Source organism: Xanthomonas sp. NCPPB 2632 (assembly GCF_041228075.2).
Taxonomy (GTDB): domain Bacteria; phylum Pseudomonadota; class Gammaproteobacteria; order Xanthomonadales; family Rhodanobacteraceae; genus Luteibacter.
In genome coordinates this window covers 207,225-224,988 of sequence record NZ_CM192979.1, presented here as the reverse complement: position 1 = coordinate 224,988, position 17,764 = coordinate 207,225, and the positions used below count along the sequence as shown (strand labels likewise).

The 17,764-nt window shown below is 60.8% G+C and carries 19 protein-coding genes, 2 pseudogenes and 2 riboswitches; of the genes and pseudogenes, 8 read left to right on the top strand and 13 right to left on the bottom strand.

Features of this window, described 5'->3' with window-relative positions; all coding sequences use genetic code 11:
• Nucleotides 1–35: 35 nt before the first annotated feature.
• On the bottom strand, nucleotides 36–1,031 hold the full coding sequence (locus AB8808_RS00950; protein ID WP_010516202.1) for a substrate-binding domain-containing protein: 996 nt from the start codon (nucleotides 1,029–1,031) through the stop codon (nucleotides 36–38).
• A gap of 55 nt (nucleotides 1,032–1,086) precedes the next feature.
• Complete coding sequence (locus tag AB8808_RS00945; protein ID WP_369925964.1) at nucleotides 1,087–1,650, bottom strand: DsrE family protein; 564 nt, start codon at nucleotides 1,648–1,650, stop codon at nucleotides 1,087–1,089.
• A gap of 626 nt (nucleotides 1,651–2,276) precedes the next feature.
• On the opposite strand from AB8808_RS00945, the gene AB8808_RS00940 reads away from it, so the two are divergent.
• Complete coding sequence (locus tag AB8808_RS00940; RefSeq protein WP_155723586.1) at nucleotides 2,277–2,813, top strand: uracil-DNA glycosylase; 537 nt, start codon at nucleotides 2,277–2,279, stop codon at nucleotides 2,811–2,813.
• On the opposite strand, the gene AB8808_RS00935 is transcribed toward AB8808_RS00940, so the two are convergent.
• From AB8808_RS00935 to AB8808_RS00920, 4 genes are all read right to left on the bottom strand, one after another.
• Nucleotides 2,750–3,919 carry a TDT family transporter gene (locus tag AB8808_RS00935; protein WP_369925961.1) on the bottom strand — a complete coding sequence of 390 codons (1,170 nt, stop codon included), beginning with the start codon at nucleotides 3,917–3,919 and terminating at the stop codon, nucleotides 2,750–2,752. The two genes, AB8808_RS00940 and AB8808_RS00935, sit on opposite strands and share 64 nt — an antisense overlap.
• A gap of 345 nt (nucleotides 3,920–4,264) precedes the next feature.
• Nucleotides 4,265–5,272: a cytochrome d ubiquinol oxidase subunit II gene (gene cydB, locus AB8808_RS00930; protein ID WP_369925959.1), complete on the bottom strand. Its 1,008-nt coding sequence runs from the start codon at nucleotides 5,270–5,272 to the stop codon at nucleotides 4,265–4,267.
• Between the two features lie 7 nt (nucleotides 5,273–5,279).
• Nucleotides 5,280–6,698, bottom strand: coding sequence for a cytochrome ubiquinol oxidase subunit I (locus tag AB8808_RS00925; RefSeq protein WP_369925957.1), 1,419 nt, complete (start codon nucleotides 6,696–6,698; stop codon nucleotides 5,280–5,282).
• A 115-nt stretch (nucleotides 6,699–6,813) separates the two neighbouring features.
• Entirely contained in the window at nucleotides 6,814–7,287 is a 474-nt protein-coding gene (locus AB8808_RS00920; protein WP_369925955.1) for a hypothetical protein, read from the bottom strand.
• Nucleotides 7,288–7,452: 165 nt separating this feature from the next.
• On the opposite strand from AB8808_RS00920, the gene AB8808_RS00915 reads away from it, so the two are divergent.
• A complete protein-coding gene (locus tag AB8808_RS00915; protein ID WP_369925953.1) occupies nucleotides 7,453–8,328 on the top strand; it encodes a LysR family transcriptional regulator in 876 nt (291 codons plus the stop codon).
• A gap of 79 nt (nucleotides 8,329–8,407) precedes the next feature.
• Here AB8808_RS00915 and AB8808_RS00910 read toward each other — a convergent pair whose 3' ends face one another.
• The 5 genes from AB8808_RS00910 to AB8808_RS00890 all read right to left on the bottom strand — a co-directional run bounded on the left by AB8808_RS00910 (nucleotide 8,408) and on the right by AB8808_RS00890 (nucleotide 12,006).
• Entirely contained in the window at nucleotides 8,408–8,998 is a 591-nt protein-coding gene (locus tag AB8808_RS00910) for an HvfX family Cu-binding RiPP maturation protein (protein WP_369925951.1), read from the bottom strand.
• A 118-nt stretch (nucleotides 8,999–9,116) separates the two neighbouring features.
• A complete protein-coding gene (locus tag AB8808_RS00905) occupies nucleotides 9,117–9,431 on the bottom strand; it encodes a hypothetical protein (RefSeq protein WP_369925949.1) in 315 nt (104 codons plus the stop codon).
• 132 nt (nucleotides 9,432–9,563) lie between these two features.
• Nucleotides 9,564–10,208, bottom strand: a complete 645-nt coding sequence (locus AB8808_RS00900) for a hypothetical protein (protein ID WP_369925947.1) — start codon at nucleotides 10,206–10,208, stop codon at nucleotides 9,564–9,566.
• Nucleotides 10,205–11,041 (bottom strand): MbnB/TglH/ChrH family RiPP precursor modification enzyme, encoded by an 837-nt coding sequence (locus AB8808_RS00895; protein WP_369925945.1) that lies wholly within the window; start codon nucleotides 11,039–11,041, stop codon nucleotides 10,205–10,207. The genes AB8808_RS00900 and AB8808_RS00895 overlap by 4 nt, the downstream gene beginning before the upstream one ends.
• A 20-nt stretch (nucleotides 11,042–11,061) precedes the next feature.
• A complete protein-coding gene (locus AB8808_RS00890) occupies nucleotides 11,062–12,006 on the bottom strand; it encodes an MBL fold metallo-hydrolase (protein ID WP_369925943.1) in 945 nt (314 codons plus the stop codon).
• 760 nt (nucleotides 12,007–12,766) lie between these two features.
• A riboswitch (Fluoride riboswitch) is annotated at nucleotides 12,767–12,832 on the top strand.
• A gap of 47 nt (nucleotides 12,833–12,879) precedes the next feature.
• On the opposite strand from AB8808_RS00890, the gene crcB reads away from it, so the two are divergent.
• From crcB to AB8808_RS00870, 4 genes are all read left to right on the top strand, one after another.
• Entirely contained in the window at nucleotides 12,880–13,275 is a 396-nt protein-coding gene (crcB, locus tag AB8808_RS00885) for a fluoride efflux transporter CrcB (protein WP_369925941.1), read from the top strand.
• 25 nt (nucleotides 13,276–13,300) lie between these two features.
• Nucleotides 13,301–13,366, top strand: a riboswitch (Fluoride riboswitch).
• A 71-nt stretch (nucleotides 13,367–13,437) separates the two neighbouring features.
• Nucleotides 13,438–14,754: a voltage-gated chloride channel family protein gene (locus AB8808_RS00880; protein ID WP_369925938.1), complete on the top strand. Its 1,317-nt coding sequence runs from the start codon at nucleotides 13,438–13,440 to the stop codon at nucleotides 14,752–14,754.
• A gap of 11 nt (nucleotides 14,755–14,765) precedes the next feature.
• Complete coding sequence (locus tag AB8808_RS00875) at nucleotides 14,766–15,122, top strand: hypothetical protein (RefSeq protein ID WP_369925936.1); 357 nt, start codon at nucleotides 14,766–14,768, stop codon at nucleotides 15,120–15,122.
• A 12-nt stretch (nucleotides 15,123–15,134) separates the two neighbouring features.
• Complete coding sequence (locus AB8808_RS00870; RefSeq protein WP_369925933.1) at nucleotides 15,135–15,371, top strand: DUF190 domain-containing protein; 237 nt, start codon at nucleotides 15,135–15,137, stop codon at nucleotides 15,369–15,371.
• Here AB8808_RS00870 and AB8808_RS00865 read toward each other — a convergent pair.
• Nucleotides 15,368–16,075: pseudogene (locus tag AB8808_RS00865) on the bottom strand (IS3 family transposase); the annotation flags it as partial. The gene AB8808_RS00870 and the pseudogene AB8808_RS00865 overlap by 4 nt on opposite strands.
• 68 nt (nucleotides 16,076–16,143) lie before the next feature.
• On the opposite strand from AB8808_RS00865, the gene AB8808_RS00860 reads away from it, so the two are divergent.
• Together AB8808_RS00860 and AB8808_RS00855 are read left to right on the top strand one after the other, a co-directional pair.
• Nucleotides 16,144–16,449 carry a transposase gene (locus AB8808_RS00860; protein WP_036140207.1) on the top strand — a complete coding sequence of 102 codons (306 nt, stop codon included), beginning with the start codon at nucleotides 16,144–16,146 and terminating at the stop codon, nucleotides 16,447–16,449.
• Nucleotides 16,440–17,309, top strand: a complete 870-nt coding sequence (locus AB8808_RS00855) for an IS3 family transposase (protein WP_369931243.1) — start codon at nucleotides 16,440–16,442, stop codon at nucleotides 17,307–17,309. The genes AB8808_RS00860 and AB8808_RS00855 overlap by 10 nt, the downstream gene beginning before the upstream one ends.
• Nucleotides 17,310–17,340: 31 nt before the next feature.
• On the opposite strand, the pseudogene AB8808_RS00850 reads toward AB8808_RS00855, so the two are convergent.
• A pseudogene (locus AB8808_RS00850) lies at nucleotides 17,341–17,738 on the bottom strand (transposase); the annotation flags it as partial.
• Between the last annotated feature and the right edge of the window lie 26 nt (nucleotides 17,739–17,764).

The following is a 17,764-nucleotide window of genomic DNA, read 5'->3' as shown; positions in this document are numbered from 1 at the left end:
TGTACCCCTACGTTAATGCAGCGTCAACACCCGAATTATTTTTTGCCGCCGCCCGCGTAGGCCTTGAAGCCATAGCGTTCGAAGATGGCCAGCCCTTCGGGTGAGCGGACAAACTGCAGCCACTCACGGCCGGCTTCCTTATGCGCCGCGTCTTTCACCACCGCACCGCCGTAGATCGCCGTGCTGTTTTCTGATGCCGGAATATCCACGTGCGAAATGGGATGCCCGGCCTGCTCCTGGAATATCGCTTCCGATTGCCAGGTCACGCCGGCTTCGGCCCTTCCCTGCATGATCCACAGCGGCGTCTGACGATGGTGGATGTGCGTCAGCACGGTACTGCCGTCCTTCCGCTTCGTTTCGTAGACCATGGTTGCCAGCGATGGACCGCCCGCCTTGGTCAGCGCATCGGTGATCTGGCGAGAAATGCCCTCGAACTCCGGGTTCGGCATGGCCAGCTTGATATTAGGCTTGGCCAGATCAGCCAGCTTGGTAATGTGCTCGGGGTTGCCCTTTGCAACCATGATGGTGAGCGTGTTGGTGACGTAGGGCACAGCCGGCGCGTCGAGCGTGCCGTCGGCGACAAACTGCTGAACCTTCTTCAGACCTGCCAGATAGACATCCGGCTTGACCGTCCAGGTCATGTTACCGACAGTAACCGTGCCGCCGGCCTTCAGCTGTTTCATCAGCAAACCGGGGGGAATGGTCTCCCAGTAGATACGGCCCTTGAACTCGGGATGCAGTTTTTCGAACGCCTGCACTAGCGGCGCCATCGCAAAAAAATAGTTGCCACCGACGTACAGCGCAAGTTTGGGGTTAACCGGGTCACCGTGGAAATCGGCGAGATTGTCCGCATCAGGCACGGTAAAGTCGAAGCCGCGATCCGTGGCGTCGTCGTTGGCGCCGTTCTGCCAGGGCGGCGACAACGCCTCGTTGAAACGTTGCGAAGAAGCGTCCTGCGCCATGGATGGACTGGCGAGCGAGGTAAACAGTGCGCACAACAGACCGGCAGCCAGAGTCGACTGTTTCAACATGATGTATCTCCAAAGAAACGCATTCGAATTGGACAAGGAAATGGCGGACCGATCCTTACATCGGCATCAGGTCGTAACCCTCGTGCTCCAGCGTGGTAATCGTGGTCAGCCCGGACAGCGCGGTGGTGACCGACTTGTCCACATCTGCGTAAGTGAACTGATGCTCTGCGACGGCCTGGCCACAGACCGCCACATCCACGCCAGCCTTGCGCAGCGAGGCAATCAACGGCAGGTTGGGATTGGCAGTGCCGAACTTGGCCCGATACGCTTCGTCACTCAGGGCCAGCGACGTCGCTTCGCCATAAGCAATGGCCACAAATTTCAGGTGCGAAACCGGCACGCCTGATGCGACATACAGATTGACGGTGCGGGCCACGTGATCCAGCGACGGATTCACGTCGGCCGGCGTCTTTGAGCCCTTGGTCAGCGAAAACACGATCTTGTAGGTCGCATCTTTTTCGGGCTTGTAGGCCGCGTTGGGCAGCATGTGCATCTTGCCGTAACTCTGGATGGTCGGCGTGGTCCAGAAACCTGGGTCTGAAAAGTTATGCTGGGCAAACGCAGTGGAGGCGGCAAGTGCGAGATTGACAAGGACGAAGATCTTGGCAAAACGGCGCATGGTCGATAATCCTGTTGGTGGGTGAGTAGGATGCCCCAATCTGAAATGCAACTCGAATGCAAGTTACTGCGTAGTGCCATATCATTTTGATATGAATGACGTTCATCGCTTATTCTCTTTTGCGCGATAATTGCGGCTGACAACCTCATTAAGGTCGCCAGGCACGCCTTCATTTCCCAGCCGGCGCTTTTGTAGCAAAGACCTACTTGGCGTAGTGTTGCTCGAACGGCTATTTGCGGCATACCGATGACGCATTCGGGAGATATGATGCGCAACTACGCCACCCGCTTATTCGCCATGGAGCGCACCGCTTAGGCGGCCGAACGCGGAATTGTCGACGTGGGTAGGCCAGCCTATAATCAGGCCCAGAAACACTATAGGCACCTATATCCTGCTGGTGATTCTCGCCATCTATCGGTTACGCCTTTTTGCTAGCGCGATCGCGCTGTTTGGCGCGACGCACCGGGCACTGTCAATAAGAGAAAAAGCATTTGGGTAAACTCGGGGCCAGAACGCGCCGGTTAGACGACTCCAAGGCCGTGAACGCGAGGGTGCTTGGGCTCCACGCCGCCCATATTTCATCGTTGACGCGTTACGTGGAGGCACAGTCCCGGCCAGGAGAATCCTTGCCTTACTTTGACCCCCTCGACGGCGGCGTCCATGCCTCCATGCTCGTTCTCCTTGAACGGCCCGCTCGGCATCCGATGCGACCGCGGTTTGTGTCTCGGGACAATCCTGGTCCGGCTCAGCAGAATCTCAAACGGTTTTTGCTGGAGGCCAACGTGCCGCGCAAGATGACGGTGCTTTGGAACCTGATCCCCTGGCTTCCGCCGGACGATCATCCGGTCAGCTCGGTTCGCCGGGCAGACATTGCTGCGGGATTGGCCGCACTGCCCGTTTTGCTTGGGCTGTTGCCCGCTCTGCGGGTCGTCGTACTAGCGGGCCGCACCGCGTCTGGCGCCATACCCACCGTCCACCAATGGCGCCCGGAAATCCCCATCTTGACGATGCCGCATCCTAGCCCTTTGTCGGTCAACCAGCATCCCGAGGTCGCCCGACGCATCGTGAGCGCGCTGCGCCAGGCCCGTCGCCTCACCCGTCAATCAGCCGCCGTTGCTTTTAATGAGGCGATGCACGGTGAAACAAACAGGTCGCCCCGATAAGCCCCGGCCACGGTACGACCCGCGACGATGATCCAAAGCAACGCAAGCATGGCGCCAAGGCATGTCCCGACGATGTTGAAAAAACTCAGATGGAGCAGGGCCCCCAGCTTCAGCGTGGCAACGGTGTAGACCCCCAGTGGAAAGGTAAAGCCCCACCAGCCCAAGTTGAATGGCATGGAAGCCCGCATGTAGCGCACCGTGATGAGCATCGCCATGAGCATCCACCACAAGCCGAGCCCCCATAGCAGTAAGCCGGTAATGATGCCAACGCCTGAGGCGACGGTTCCTATCGCTGTAAGACCCTGAGCGGCAAAGATGGCGGGCGCATCCGACCCCAACACCAGCATGCCCAATGCGCCCGTGCCTATCGGGCCGAGGGACAGCCAGCTGGAGGCGGCCATGTTCTCGTGAGGTAGCTTGTGCAAAGCCATTCGCAGAATGAGAATCACCAAAATGCTCAGAGCCACCGGCACCGAATAGGCCCACAACACGTAGCTGGTGATCAGGACCACGAACTGGGAAGCCGCCTCGGCGAGGTGCGGGGCCAGCAAGCCTCCACTCGCCCCGGCCACCTCCGCCGCCACCACCGGCAGCAGCCACACCGCCGTCATCTGATCGATGGAGTGCGCCTGACGGGTGAACATCATGAACGGTATCAGGACGCCACATGTCAGGGCCATGGCTACATCAATCCACCAAAGCACTTCCGCGACGGGCACGACGCCCTCTCCCCAACGGCCGATACCGTAGACCAGGAAGCCGTTGATGATCGTGGCAAGACCCATGGGAATGGTGCCAAAAAACATCGACACCGTGGAATGCCCAAAAATCTGGGCGGCTTCGGCACGGTAGAGGATCCAACGTGCGACATAAAGCACGCAGAACACCGCGTATAGGACGATGTTGAACAACCATAGCGCCTCGCCCATGGCGTGCAGCACGGGAAAGTTCAACGGTACTTGCCCGAGGACCAAAGCCAGGATGCCGGTACCCATCGTGGCGGCGAACCAGTTCGGCGTGAATTGCCGGATAGCCTCCCGCGGGTGGTTCAATCGACGCAACGGGAGCGCGCCAGTCAAAATAGCCGTTAAATGGGAATCACTCATAAATACACTCCAAGCGTTGGTCACGTCCGGCGGCGCAGGCATCGAAGACGACATCCTTGCGACCCGGGTCATCATCGATCAACGCGTGGCGACCCGCCAATCCTTTTATGGTATGCATCTTGGCGTCATCGGCATGACCCGTCTCAGCCCCATTCGTGCCGCAGCGTCGCGCTGCCGCTTCCCGCTCACCCTCATACCAAGCGCTGGCCACCGGTCGAATGTTAGACGCGGTTCAACGAGGTACCAATAGCCGAAAAAGCGCGGCCACCGCTGCCACGACAAGTACACCAGCCACATAGAGCATGACGAACCAGCGCACCTTGTGCCAAGCGGTCAAATTGCTCATCAGTGATAGCCCGGATCATCGTGACGCACCTTGCCACGAAAGACCCAATAGGAAGCGGCCGTGTAGGTGAGGATAATGGGGATGATGATCGCCGCCCCCACCAGGGTAAAGGCTTGGCTGGACCGTGGGGCTGAGGCGGACCACACGTCCAGTGATGGCGGAACCAGATGCGGGAAAATGCTGATGATGAGCCCGGTATACCCCAAGAACAGGATCGCTGCGGTCAGCAGAAATGGCTGGCGGTCGCGGCGCAAGCGCAGTGCCCGTTGAATGCCCAGCACGCACGCGATCACCAATAGGGGCACCGGGGAAAAGAAGAAAAGGTTTGGAAGCGCAAACCAGCGATGCGCCACAGCGGGCTGACCGACCACCGTCCAGATACTGACGGCCGCGATCATGGCGAGCAAGGCCCAGGACAGCGGCTTCATCGCCACGTACATGCGCCTCTGCAGCTCTCCGTCGGTCTTTAGAATCAACCATCCGCACGCCAAAGTGGCATAGGTCACCAGCAAGCCTAAGGCGGCGAGCAATCCGAAGGGTGAGAGCCAGTCAAATCCTCCCCCGGCGAAGAAGCCCCCAGCGACCGGAATGCCTTGTAAGAGACTGCCGAGAATGAGTCCTTGGCACACGATGGCCAAGGCTGAGCCGAGCATGAAGGCCAAGTCCCAAAGCCGCTGCGAGCGTCGTGCTTTGGCCCGAATCTCGAAGGCGACGCCGCGAAAAATCAGCCCGCACAGCATGCCGATAACGGGAAGATATGTTGCTGGAAGCAGCACCGCGTAGGCGACCGGGAAGACCGCATACAGGCTCGCACCACCGAGGACGAGCCATGTTTCATTGCCGTCCCAGACGGGAGCGACCGAGTTCAGCATCACTTGGCGCTCACCCTCCCGGTCAAAGAACGGAAACAACAGACCGATGCCCAGATCAAACCCGTCCAGAAGGACATAGACGAAGACGCCAAACGCGATGATGCCGCCCCAGACCACTGGCAGATCGATGCTCATGCTTACCTCACTCGTCAATGGGGTCGGTAGGCCGTGACAACGGCCGGTGATCAAACCGAGGCAGGCCCTTTCCAGTGTCCGGTGCTACCGACTCAGCGACGTCCTCGGCCGTGTCGGGTCCTTTGCCCATGAGCTTAAGCATGTAGTAAACGCCGGTGCCGAAGACCAGTACATAGACGATGACAAAGAGCATGAGCGAGGTGCCCACTTGTTGCGCGGAGATGGCAGATACCGCATCGCGCGTGCGCAGTACCCCATACACCACCCACGGTTGGCGGCCTGCCTCGGTGGTGATCCAGCCCGTCAATAGCGCCACCAGCCCAGAGGGGCCCATCACCAGCACAAATCGGTGGAATACCCGGCTGTCGTACAACCGCCTGCGCCACCTGAGCCACGCTCCGATGACTGCCATCAACAACAGCAATAAGCCCATGGCAACCATGGTCCGAAACGTCCAAAACACCAATGGGGAGTTGGGGCGGTCCGCTTTCGGGAACGATCGCAGGCCCTGGACTTCACCGTCCCACGAGTGCGTCAGAATCAAGCTGCCCAAGTGGGGCACCCGGACGGCATACCGGGTTTCTTCCCGTGCCATGTCGGGCCACCCAAACAGGTTCAGCGAGGTGCCACCCTTCTCTGTATCCCACAGGCCTTCGATGGCCGCGATCTTGGCGGGCTGATGCTCCCTGGTATTGAGGCCGTGTGCGTCGCCGGCCACAATTTGCAAAGGCACGACGAGCAAGAGGAGCCACAGTGCCATGGAGAACGAAGTGCGGATGGCCTGGTCCTGCCGACCGCGCAGCAAGTGCCACGCGGCGCAGGCGCCCACCAGGGTGGCAGCGACGATAAATGCGGCCAGCGACATGTGCACCAGGCGGTACGGAAACGATGGATTGAACACGATAGCCCACCAGTCCACTGGCACGACCCGCCCATCGACCAGCGTGAAGCCTCGTGGGGTTTGCATCCAGCTGTTGGACGATAGAATCCAGAAGGTTGAAATCAGTGTGCCGAGAGCCACCATCGTCGTCGCGAAAAAGTGGGCTTTCGGACCGACCTTGTGCCAGCCGAACAACATCACCCCTAGAAACCCGGCTTCCAGGAAGAACGCGCTCATCACCTCGTAGGTCAACAACGGGCCTGTTACGGGCCCTGCCACCGAAGAAAACCCGGCCCAGTTGGTGCCAAATTCGTAGCTCATGACTACGCCCGACACCACGCCCATGGCGAAGCCAACGGCAAAGATCTTCGACCAAAAGAAAAAGAGATCTCGGTAAACGGTGCGTCGGGTCCGCAGCCATAGCCCTTCAAGCACCATCAAGTAGCTCGCCAAGCCAATGCTGATGGCCGGGAAGATGATGTGAAAGGAAACGGTGAAAGCGAATTGCCACCGCGCGAGAAGGAGAGCTTGTTCCGGTACGGTCATGGTCGTATTTCCATGCGATGCGGCGCAGCCAGCGTACCAGCCGATGAGAAAAATCGATGGGCCTGCGACGATTCGTGGCGCCCTGTCACATCGACGGCGCGGTGTCGTTGGTCGGCTAGCCGTATTGCTGGACGGGCGATTGCGCCACGCTGATATCGATCGCGTGCAGCAGACGACGCGCCATGAGCCGATACAACGGCAAGCCCGGCTGCGCACGCTCCGTCTTCAGGTGGTCCTCGGCCAGTGCGACCAACCGCGGTCCATCGCAGAGGGCCGCTACGGTCAAGATCCCAGGCTTGGTGTCGCCGTCAGGCTGCATGACCGCCGAGGTGCTGCAAATCGAGCCATAATCGGGGAATTGGTGACCTCCTATGTACAGCTCGAGCCGCCGGTGGCGCTCGATCTCTGCGGCGCCTTGCCTTGCAGCCCATAGTGTACCGTCACGATTTTGTGCGACGGCATCCTGACCATCCCGGTGCAGGTGAATCGGCAACTCAGACATCCGCATCGACCACAGGTCTACCGTGTCCGCCTCTGTTACCCAGCGGGAATGCAGCGTCCCGTTGCAACCCGCCGCGAACAGGGTCAACGAGATGACAGCACCGCGGAGAACGCGAGTAAGCGATGTACGCAACATTTGAGGAAGACCGAAAGAAGAGGAGCATCACGATAGCGAGTCGTCAGCCTGCCGAAAAATGCAAGATTGGACTCGATGCGATATCATTTATGCATACCTGCATCAAGGACTAGGGCGATGAACTTGCACCACCTGCTGGTGTTTCACACGGTGGCGAAGACCGGCAGCATCACCGCCGCCTCGAAGGTCCTTCATATTTCTCAGCCGGCGCTCTCCCGAGAGCTTCGCGAACTTGAGGACAGCGTGGGGCTTACGCTGTTCGAGCGGCTGCCTCGGGGCATGCGTCTGACTCACCCGGGTGAGGTTCTCTCGGAATACGCGGCAAGGCTGTTCGATGTCGCGAATGCTGCCAAGCTGGCCATGAAAGAGTTGGCGAGCGCACAGGTGGGTCACCTGTCCATTGCAGCGAGCAACACCATTGGCACGTATGTTTTGCCGCGCATCCTCGCGCGACTTCGCACCGAAAGCCCTGGCGTGATGGTCTCACTTTTCGTGGGCAACACGGCTCAGGTGTCCCAAGCGGTTGCTGACATGCGATACACGCTTGGCTTTATCGAAGGACCGCTTCACGTGGCGGGATTGCAAGCCACGCGATTTGCGGACGACAAGTTGCTCCCGGTCGTCGCCGCCTGGCACAGGTTGGCCGAGGCACAGAGCATCGTGCCCAGCGATTTGCATGACGAACCACTGCTGATGCGCGAGACCGGTTCGGGGACCCGCGAGCTGATCGTCGACCTGCTGACGGAACTCGGAGTGCGCCGAGGCTCCATCATGGAATTTGGCAATACAGAGGCGGTGAAGCAGGCCACCATCCACGGCGGTGGCATTGCGTGGCTGCCTGCCATCAGCATTGGGGATGAGCTGGCCAATGATGTGTTGATTCCACTGCCTTGTGAGCCGCTGATCATCCGTCGACCGTTGACCATTGTTCGGCGCACCGGGGCATCCGATGGCCCCGCGGAGCGCGCGCTGCTGTCACTTTTAGGATCCTGAAATGGCAGATGCCGGCCTGGCGGTATGCCAGGCCGGCATCTGGTCGATTCACGGAGGAGTGCTTCAGATCAACACGGTCTTACTTGGGCCAGCGCGGAAACACTTTGGCCAGCCAATGATCGGCGCTGAGGTAACGGCCCGCGCCAAAGAAGAAGAGAACCATGAAGAGGATGGCGTAGGTCACGGTGAACTCCATACCGTTGTTCAAAATGACGGGGTCGCCCAGTTCAGTGACGTAATTGAACCGGCCCGGGAAGGCGTGCGCAAGCCACGTCATCAAACCATCCAGGCGCATGCTTGCCTCGGTGGTCTTCCCGGCAATGGCAGCCCATCCATGCGACCAGTGGACGGAAAGCCCTGCGACCGTCATCAGAATCATCAACGGCACCGTGATGACACGGGTCGCAAGACCCAGAGCGATGCAGATCACACCTGCTACCTCCGTACCCGTGGCCAGAGACGCCATCACCGTGGGCATGGGCAAGCCGAGGCCACCTTGCGATACGGGGTTGCCAAACCATTCGACGACGCCGCTAAACCCGGTGACCTTCGCATGAGCGCCCTCATACAACGTAGGCAACAAATACAGTCGGATGGACAGCAGCGCGAGGAAGTCGAGCTGCTTGGACTTGTCGAGGGCACGCTGGAGGAGTGTGGGCGGCTTGGCCATGATGATTCCTGTGGAGATGGATTGCGGTGATCAGCGGTAGCGTCTCGGCCCGGCGTGATAACGGTGAGGAGCCGAAGACGAGCGGGACGGCGGAACGCATCCCGCCCATTGACCGGTGCTACTGGCCGCAGACACCTTCCGCTAGCTTCTTGGCCGGGGTCTCCTGCGCGTCATGGCCCTGGGCCGTTAGCCCACATTTGCCGTCCCGCGTGCGCACCAGCCGATCTTGCGGGTCTTGGCTGACGGACGCTTTGCTGTAGATCTTTTCGGTGCCGCACTTGCCACTGGCACACTTGCCGCCGTGCGAGGCAGCAGGAGCGGTCGATGCGGGCGGGGGCGTGTTGCCATTGGCCGACGCTGGTTCCGCGATGGCGCCCAACGCGGCCAGAGAGGTGATGGCGATCGAGAGGGTCAAGTTCCGCTTCATGGTCATGGTCAATCTCCAGGTTGGGTGCTCCGAAGAGCCATTCGGTCCGCCATATGCTGCGGCCCTGTGGGGTGAGGCATAGCTTCGCAGCCCACCTGACCTGCCGCTAATGCAAGTTTCGAATGCCATCCATGCCTTTCAGGCATAGATAGGAACAAGCAGCCCTCGGGCCAATGATTCAACGAGCCAAGGGTCTGCGGCGTCCATCGGTCGGTCGTCGGTGTGGAGAGGTTCCAACTGAGCGACATCCACCGCTCTCAAGGGTAAAACCCGCACCAGGTGTTGCGCTGTGCGAAAGAGCGCGTAGGCATGGGGAATAGCGTGTGCGTCGGCGATGTCGTCGCTGGGCACGGCGTCCGCGAGGACATCGAACGGGGTGGCGATGAATCGTGCGGTCGGATTCAAGCGCACCCGGTGAGGACTACTGTCGTCCGACCATGCAGGCACGCTCGCCTGGCTAATCTCGACATCGAACAGTGCCCACTCAAATTCCAGAAGGATGCTCGACGCGTCATGCGGAGCCGTTTCTGCCATGAAACGGACAAATTCAGTGCCCAAGTGGATGAAAGCGGCCCTCTCCGCACCGAACGTTTTGAAGAATGCATCGATGTCTATCATGACTGCGTCGGCACCACGGTGTGCCATAAATCGAGGGAACATGGTCGCGATGAGTTCGAATGCCCCCGAGCGTACCAACGGTCCATAAGGAAGCAGATCGCCATCGCGCACCGCACGACAGCGTTGCTCCGCGGCTTCCTGCACTTCGGAAGGCGCCGGCATCATGCCGGCCGCCTCGACGGCTTGATCATGGCTTGATGCACGGCATTGAGTTCATTCAATAATGCGGTCAGGCTGGGCACGTGATTGTCACGCTCAAGCACCACCGGTCGGGCCCCGAACCGTTCGACTGCCAAAGCGCCCAATGCCTTCACCGCGTCAACGACCGATGTGCCGTGCGTGTCGAGCACCCGTCGGCCAAGCCCTTGATCCACATGCCCGGCCACGTGGTAATACGCCACAGCATCCGCAGGAAGCGCCGCCAAAAATGCCTGGGCGTCCCAGTCATGGTTGCGCGCGTTGACATAAACGTTGTTGACGTCCAACAGCAACGCACAGCCTGAGTCCTCGACCATGCGCGTTAAAAATTCCGCTTCGGGAATCTGTCCTGGTTCTTCGTAGTAATAGGAAATATTTTCAAGGGCGATGCGACGTTCGAGATGGTGTTGTACCGCCTTGATCTTGCTGACGAGGAAGCGCAGGCTTGCCTCCGTACGCGGCATCGGAATCAAGTCGTATAGATAGCCGCGGCTGTCGCGGGACATGGCCACATGGTCGCTGTACCACTCGATTCCGTGGTGATCCAGAAATGCCTTGATGGCGTCCAGGTAGTCCATGTCCAGCGGTTGGGCATCACCGATCGACAGGCTCAAGCTGTGAGCCACCATCGGATATCGCGCCGCGATGAGAGAAAACGTCTCGGCACTCTCGCCACCGAGGCCCATCCAGTTATCCGGCACGACCTCGAGAAAGTCGAAATCGCGGCGCGGAGGCGCGGCGGCCAAAGTGGCAGCGAACTCACGCCGTAAGCCAAGCCCACGTCCGTGGATACCTCTCATCGCGCAGGTGCTCGCGTCCCTCACGGGCCCGCTGGCACTTCAAAGCACGACAGGTCGCGACCTTCGGCCACCGGGCCGTGGTAATACTGCTGAATGATCTTGACGTTGCCGTCCTTGTCCTTCAGCGATTTACCCATGAAGTGGTTGAGCACGAGGAGCTTGGGGTTGATCGCCGCCGCCAGCTTGCCCACGATGCTCGGCGGGGCATGCAAGAACTTCGATGCGGTGTCGGCGTCCTCGTCGATCGCGGCCGGCATGACCAAGATATCGGCCCCTTTGGCAAAGTCGATGAAACCCTGGCGGCTGCCATTTTGATCCGCGGACACCACGATGGTGCCGCGCTTTCCTTCGATGCGAAAAGCAAGGGTGGGCACGTCACCGTGAGGAATGCCGTAGGCATAGACCTTCACTTCAGCATCCTGATAGACAAGTGCGGCCTTTTCAGCATGACGATCGACATCCAGCACCGGGCTCACGGTCAGCCGCAGGCCATCGCTGCCGTCCTTGAGTCCTTCGAGATAGGCGAAGGAACCCGTTTTCCCACCGAACATGTCCTTGAAAAAGGCCGTCATGCTCGGGAAGGCATCCGAACCGTCCGGGCCGACCAAGGCAATCTTATTGTCCATGGTCATGAAATAGGCACCCTTGAGGATCGCCGGAAGGTCCGCGCTGTGATCGGTGTGAAAGTGGGAGATGCCGATGAAGCGGAGATCTTCGAGACGGGCGCCTGACTGGCCGAACCGAAGGTAGGTACCGCCGCCGGCATCGATGAGCAGGCGAGACTTGCCGTCGATCCACACCACTTCGCCCGAAGAAGCGCGCGCATCGTCCGAGATGGGGCCGCCTGAGCCCAGCAGTTGGATGCCCATTCCGCTGGGGGAGCGACAGGAGGGCTCGGCGGCGAATGCCCCGACGGAGGCGGCGCATAGCCCAAACGCGATGGCGGCTCGCAGCAGGTTCTTCATGAGGAGATCCTTGGATTGGTCGGAAAGACGGTCAAGGCTTGACCGTGAGCATAGGGAACAGTTTGGGATTCGCTTGCTTTCCACACCAATACTCACATTCAATGCTTCGATACCTTTTTGGTATGGAATGCCGGTCGAGCGAAACAACCACGCGCATGGCAACCTCCACGCGGGTTCGGCGGGCATTTCGGCGCTTAATGCATTTGCGAAAGACCGGCTGGCTTGCTCGCAGGCGCCTAGGTCCGGCGAAGGTGCTCTCAATTCTCTGCCAGGTATGGCCGAATTGGCACATTGACGCGGTAGAAAAGATCATCGTAAGAACATGGCGCACCCTGGCCGGCGTCGCCGCTCCACCTTGGACCTGCGCCGGCTCGAGTTGAAAAGTATGTCGGCGGTGTATCTGACACAGCGACGGACCTGGGCGGAAGTCGACTGCCTTGTCACCCGGCAGGACGACACCTATACCTCCCTCACATCGAGATGCCGAAGGGTTCGCTGGCTGGTGTTATTGGTCCGTCGGCTTCCAGTTCGTCTAACGACCTTCCGGAACCTGCCTGATCCTGACGCGGGATAAGCGCTGACAAGCAAAAATCACTGGCTAGAGCGCGCCTATATGGTGTGCCAACACGCCACTTAAAGCCAAAGTCACCATCAACTGCTGAAAGTCCGAGGCCAAGCCGAAGTCGGTATGAGCTCATTCTTTCCCAGGTTCGGCGCTGTCGCCGCCCGCTCCGGATCGGTTAACCTCTAGCCCTAACTTGCACGTCCAGGAGATGGCATTCCTCCTGACCCAACCGCCGTTCCGGCTGATGATGCCTATCCACCCGCACCCCGCGGACGGATAGGCCGTGGGGTGCTCCGCCGGAGGCTGCCATGCCCCTGATCCTGCTTTCCATCGCTGCCGGTGCCAGCTTGGGTGCGTTGCTGCGCTTCGGTCTGGCCGAAGCCTTCAACCACCTCTGGCCAAACCTGCCGGCGGGCACCTTGGCGGCCAACCTCCTCGGCGCCTTCCTGATGGGGCTAGCCTTGGCTTCGTTTTTGGCCCTTCCCAACCTGCCGATCGCCTGGCGGTTATTTCTCACGACGGGCTTTCTTGGTGGCCTCACCACCTTCTCCACCTTTTCGGCTGAAGCCTTCCTCCTGCTCCAGCGTGGGGAGGTGGAGGCCGTCGCGATCCATGTGATTGCCCATGTCGTCGGATCGCTGGCCGCCACGGCCGTCGGCTTCCTCACGGCCCGTGCGCTCTGGCGGCCCGCCGTGCCGGGTTGACGCCCCTTCGGGCAGCCCCTACGCTTCTCGACACGGAGATGGCATTCCTCCGCGAACCGCCCCGCAACGGGCTGATGATGCCTACATGTCCTGGTTTCCGGGAATGTAGGCCTGCGTGCCGCGCTCTCGATCCTAGGTGATTTTCTACGACCTGGATGCTTCATGCGCGCTCTCCGCTCCCTCGAACAATGGGAACTGATCCCCCACATCGGCAAGTGGCTGCTACTGGCCTGTGCCGCTGCCGTGCTGGCGGGCACTGCCTCTGCCTGGTTCCTGCTCAGCCTCGACTGGGCTACACAGACCCGCGAAGCCACGCCTTGGATCATGGCGTTGCTGCCGGTCGCCGGCTTTGCCGTGGGTTGGGCCTACTACCGGCTGGGAAAGCCGGTGGAAGCCGGCAACAACCTGATCATTGATGAAATCCACGACCCTCGAAAGGTCATTCCGCGACGCATGGTGCCGCTGGTGTTCATCGGGACGGTGGTGTCGCACCTGTTCGGCGCCTCGGTGGGCCGCGAAGGCACGGCGGTCCAGATGGGTGGGGCCTTGGCGGATCAGGTGACCGCGTTGTTCCGGTTACGGCCAGAAGACCGCCGGGTGCTGCTGATGGCAGGCATGAGCGCCGGGTTTGCCGCCGTCTTCGGCACCCCGCTGGCCGGCGCGCTGTTCGGCTTGGAGGTCCTGGCGATTGGCCGACTCCGCTACGACGCGCTGTTCCCCTGCGTCATCGCCGCGATCGTCGCCGATCGGGTGTGCCTGGCGTGGGGTGTCCATCACACCGCGTATGTCGTGGGCACCATCGCCCCGGTCACGGGCTGGACGATCTCGGCCGTCATCGTTGCCGGCGTCATCTTCGGCCTGGTCGGCCTGCTGTTTGCCACGGCGACCCACCGGGTAGGGGCCTGGATGAAGCGACTGATCGGCTACCCGCCGTTGCGCCCCTTTGTCGGTGGCGCCGTGATCGCGGGGTCGGTCTATCTGCTCCACACCCAGGCCTACATCGGCTTGGGCATCCCCACCATCGTGGCGGCGTTTGACCATCCGTTGCCCTGGTGGGACAGCGTCGGCAAGTTTGGTTACACCGTGGCCTCGCTGGGGTCGGGCTTCAAGGGAGGCGAGGTGACCCCGCTGTTCTTCATTGGCGCCACCCTGGGCAACAGCCTGGCCCCGCTGCTCCACCTGCCGTTTGCCATGTTGGCGGGCCTGGGCTTTGTCGCCGTGTTCGCAGGGGCCGCCAACACCCCGTTGGCCACCACCGTCATGGCCATCGAACTGTTTGGCCCGCAGATCGCTCCGTTTGCGGCCATCGCCTGCGTGGCCAGCTACCTGTTCTCCGGGCATACCGGCATTTATCACGCCCAGCGGCTGGGCCGCGCCAAGCACCTGCGTCACTTGCCCGAAGATCTTCGCCTCAGCGACCTGCCGGCCTATCGGCGTCGTCAGCGCGACGTCCAGCCCACCGAAGTGCCCAAATCATGAGCGGAGTGCCCATGCTCGACCTTGTTGCCGTTCGTTTGTATTTCCCCGCCTCGGCCCGCGCCAGCCGATCGCGGTTTTGGCATCACCTGAGTGCCCCGGTCCTCGCGCATCACCTGCTCAGAGTGGCGCATCAGGCCAAGATCGAGCAGGCGATCCTCCACCATGTGGATGCCGGCTACCTTAAAGGGCAGCGGCTCTCGCACCACCATCCGGAAGCGTCGGCGATGGGACATCCGCAGTGCCTGGAACTGGTGGATCGCCGCGAGATCTTGGAACAGTTCCTCCAAGAGCACGCGGCCGAGCTTCAGCAGGTGCGCGTGCTCATGCTCTCGTGCGAAACACCTGAAGTTGCCACCACGCTCGATTAGGAGAGCACCACGATGAAAGGCTATCGGATTCTGTTTTTCACCCAAGAGAACCGCACGATCCACGGCGATACCGTGGGCCAATGGATCCTTCAGCGCGCACGGAAGCTGGGCGCGGCAGGTGGCACGATGACCGCAGGCGGGGAGGGCTTCGGGCACTCGGGAACGATCCACTCAGCGGGGTTCTTCGAAATGGCTGATCGCCCCATGACGGTGTCGGTCGTGACCGACTGTCGACCCCCCGTTGGTTAGTGCCAACCATAACCCGAGGTTGCCGGATCATTCTGCTGCCTGAATTCTGCGGGCGTCAGCCCGCCTAAGCTGTCGTGCGGTATCTCGCGGTTGTAGTCGGCTAGCCAAAGCTCTGCCTGCTCGCGCACTTCGGTCAGGTTCCGAAACACGTGCATGTCGAGGACACCACGCCGGAAGCTGCCGTTGAAGCGCTCGATGAAGCCGTTCTGCATCGGCCTTCCCGGCTCGATGAAGTCGAGCTTGATGCCTTTGCGTTCTGCCCATTCCGCCAGCGCAAGAGCGACGAATTCCGGACCGTTGTCCAGGCGAAGCTTCGACGGATAGCCGCGCCACGCGGCGACACGTTCGAGCGTTCGGATCACTCGCGATGCAGGAAGATTAAGGTCGATTTCCACAGCGAGTGCCTCGCGGCTGAAGTCGTCGATGACGTTGAACGTTCGGAACCGGCGGCCGTCCCAGAGCGCGTCGGACATGAAGTCGATGGACCAGCTTCCGTTGATCGCCTCGCCGGTCACCAGTGGTAGCGGGTGACGCGTCGGGACACGCTTCTTGCCGCGTCGGCGGCGATTCAACTGCATCTGGCAATACACGCGCCACACCCTCTTGTGGTTCCACGGCAGGCCGCGCCGGCGGATGATCTGAAATAGCTTGTCGAAGCCGCGCTCGGGGAATCGCTCAGCCAGCTCCGCTAATAGCCCGATGACGGGCTCTGAGCTTGCCCGGATTTGATGGACACCCATCGTGAGCCGTAAGGTTCGTCCAGAGGTGTCCCATGTCAAAAAGAATTCGTCGTCAGTTCACACCTGATTTCAAGGCCGGCGCGGTTGCCCTGGTCCTTGAGCGAGGTCAGCCGGTGTCTCGGGTATGCCGTGACCTGGATCTGGTCGAGAGTGTCTTCAGGCGCTGGATCGAGAAGGCTCAAGCCGGTTCTGGAGCGCCTTCGCGATCGCCCCCCGCCGTTCCGCTGACGGCCGAGCAGGCCGAGATACAGCAGCTTCGACGCGAGAACGAGATCCTGCGGATGGAGCGTGACATCCTAAAAAAAGCGACGGCGTTCTTCGCCAAGGAATCGAGCTGAAATGCCGGTTTATCGAAGCGGAGAGCGCGTCGTACTCCATCGTGGTTCTCTGCCGGCTGCTCGAGGTGGGTCGCAACAGCTTCTATGCCTGGCGGCATCGCCAAAAGCATCCGAGCCCCCGCGTGCTTCGTGACCGCCAGCACCTGGCGCAGCTGAAGCAGTTGCATGAGCGCAGCCGAGGGCTTTACGGCAGTCCCCGGCTATGGCATCTGGCTCGTGAGCAGGGGCTGAGCCTGGGGCGCCATGCGACCGCCCGCTTGATGCGCCAGGGCGGTCTCGTCGGGCGCAGCTGGCGTACAAGCAAGGCATCACGACGGGCCGCCACGGTGTCCGTGGTGGCCGATAACCATGTTGATCGATGCTTCACCACGGCCGCCCCTGATCAGGTCTGGGTAACGGACATGACACAGTTCGCCACGCAACAGGGTCCAATGTATCTGGCCGTCGTGATCGATCTGTACGCCCGGCGAGTGATTGGCCACGCAACGGCTGCGACTATGCATACCGACTTGCCCTTGCAGGCCTTGCGCATGGCCGTAAGCCAGCGCGGTTCGGCGCAGGGAGTGCTCCATCACTCCGACCAGGGCAGTCAATACACGAGCGCGGCTTACCAGGCCGAACTCGCTCGACTGGGTATGCGGGTGAGCATGAGCCGGCGCGGCGAGTGTTGGGACAACGCGGTGGCTGAGAGCTTCTTCAGTACGTTGAAGTGCGAGATCGCAGCCCCACGCCGCTACGCCTCGATCGAGGAGGCACGCCACGTGGTTTTTGAATACATCGAAGTGTTTTATAACCGGCAGCGCTTACACTCGACCAACGGCTATCGATCGCCTGCGGCGACCGAAGCTGCTACCCCATAACTTGAGTGTCCATTAAACCGGGGCAAGCTCACTCGTCGCGATCAGGGCGAGCCTTGTAGCGCAGCGTAGATCGCGAGAAGCCTAGTGCCTCACAGGCCCGGCGCTCGCTCCATCCGTGCTGCTCGACCAGCCAGGTGATGAGCGGGCGCTTATGCGCCGGGTCTACAGCTTTTTTGCGATGAGATCTTTAAGCCCGTGGTTCTCCATCGCCAGATCCGCATACATGCGCTTGAGCTTGTTGTGCTCCGCTTCCAGGTCACGCAGGCGATGAACATCCGACGCCTCCATGCCACCGTACTTCGATTTCCAGGTGTAGTAGGTCGCCTCGGAAATGCCCAGCTCCCGGCACATGTCCTTGACCTGCCTGCCGCCTTCGACCTGCTTCAGCGTCGCAACGATCTGGCTCTCGGTGAATTTGCTCTTGCGCATCGTGGGTCTCCTTGGGGATATTTTGC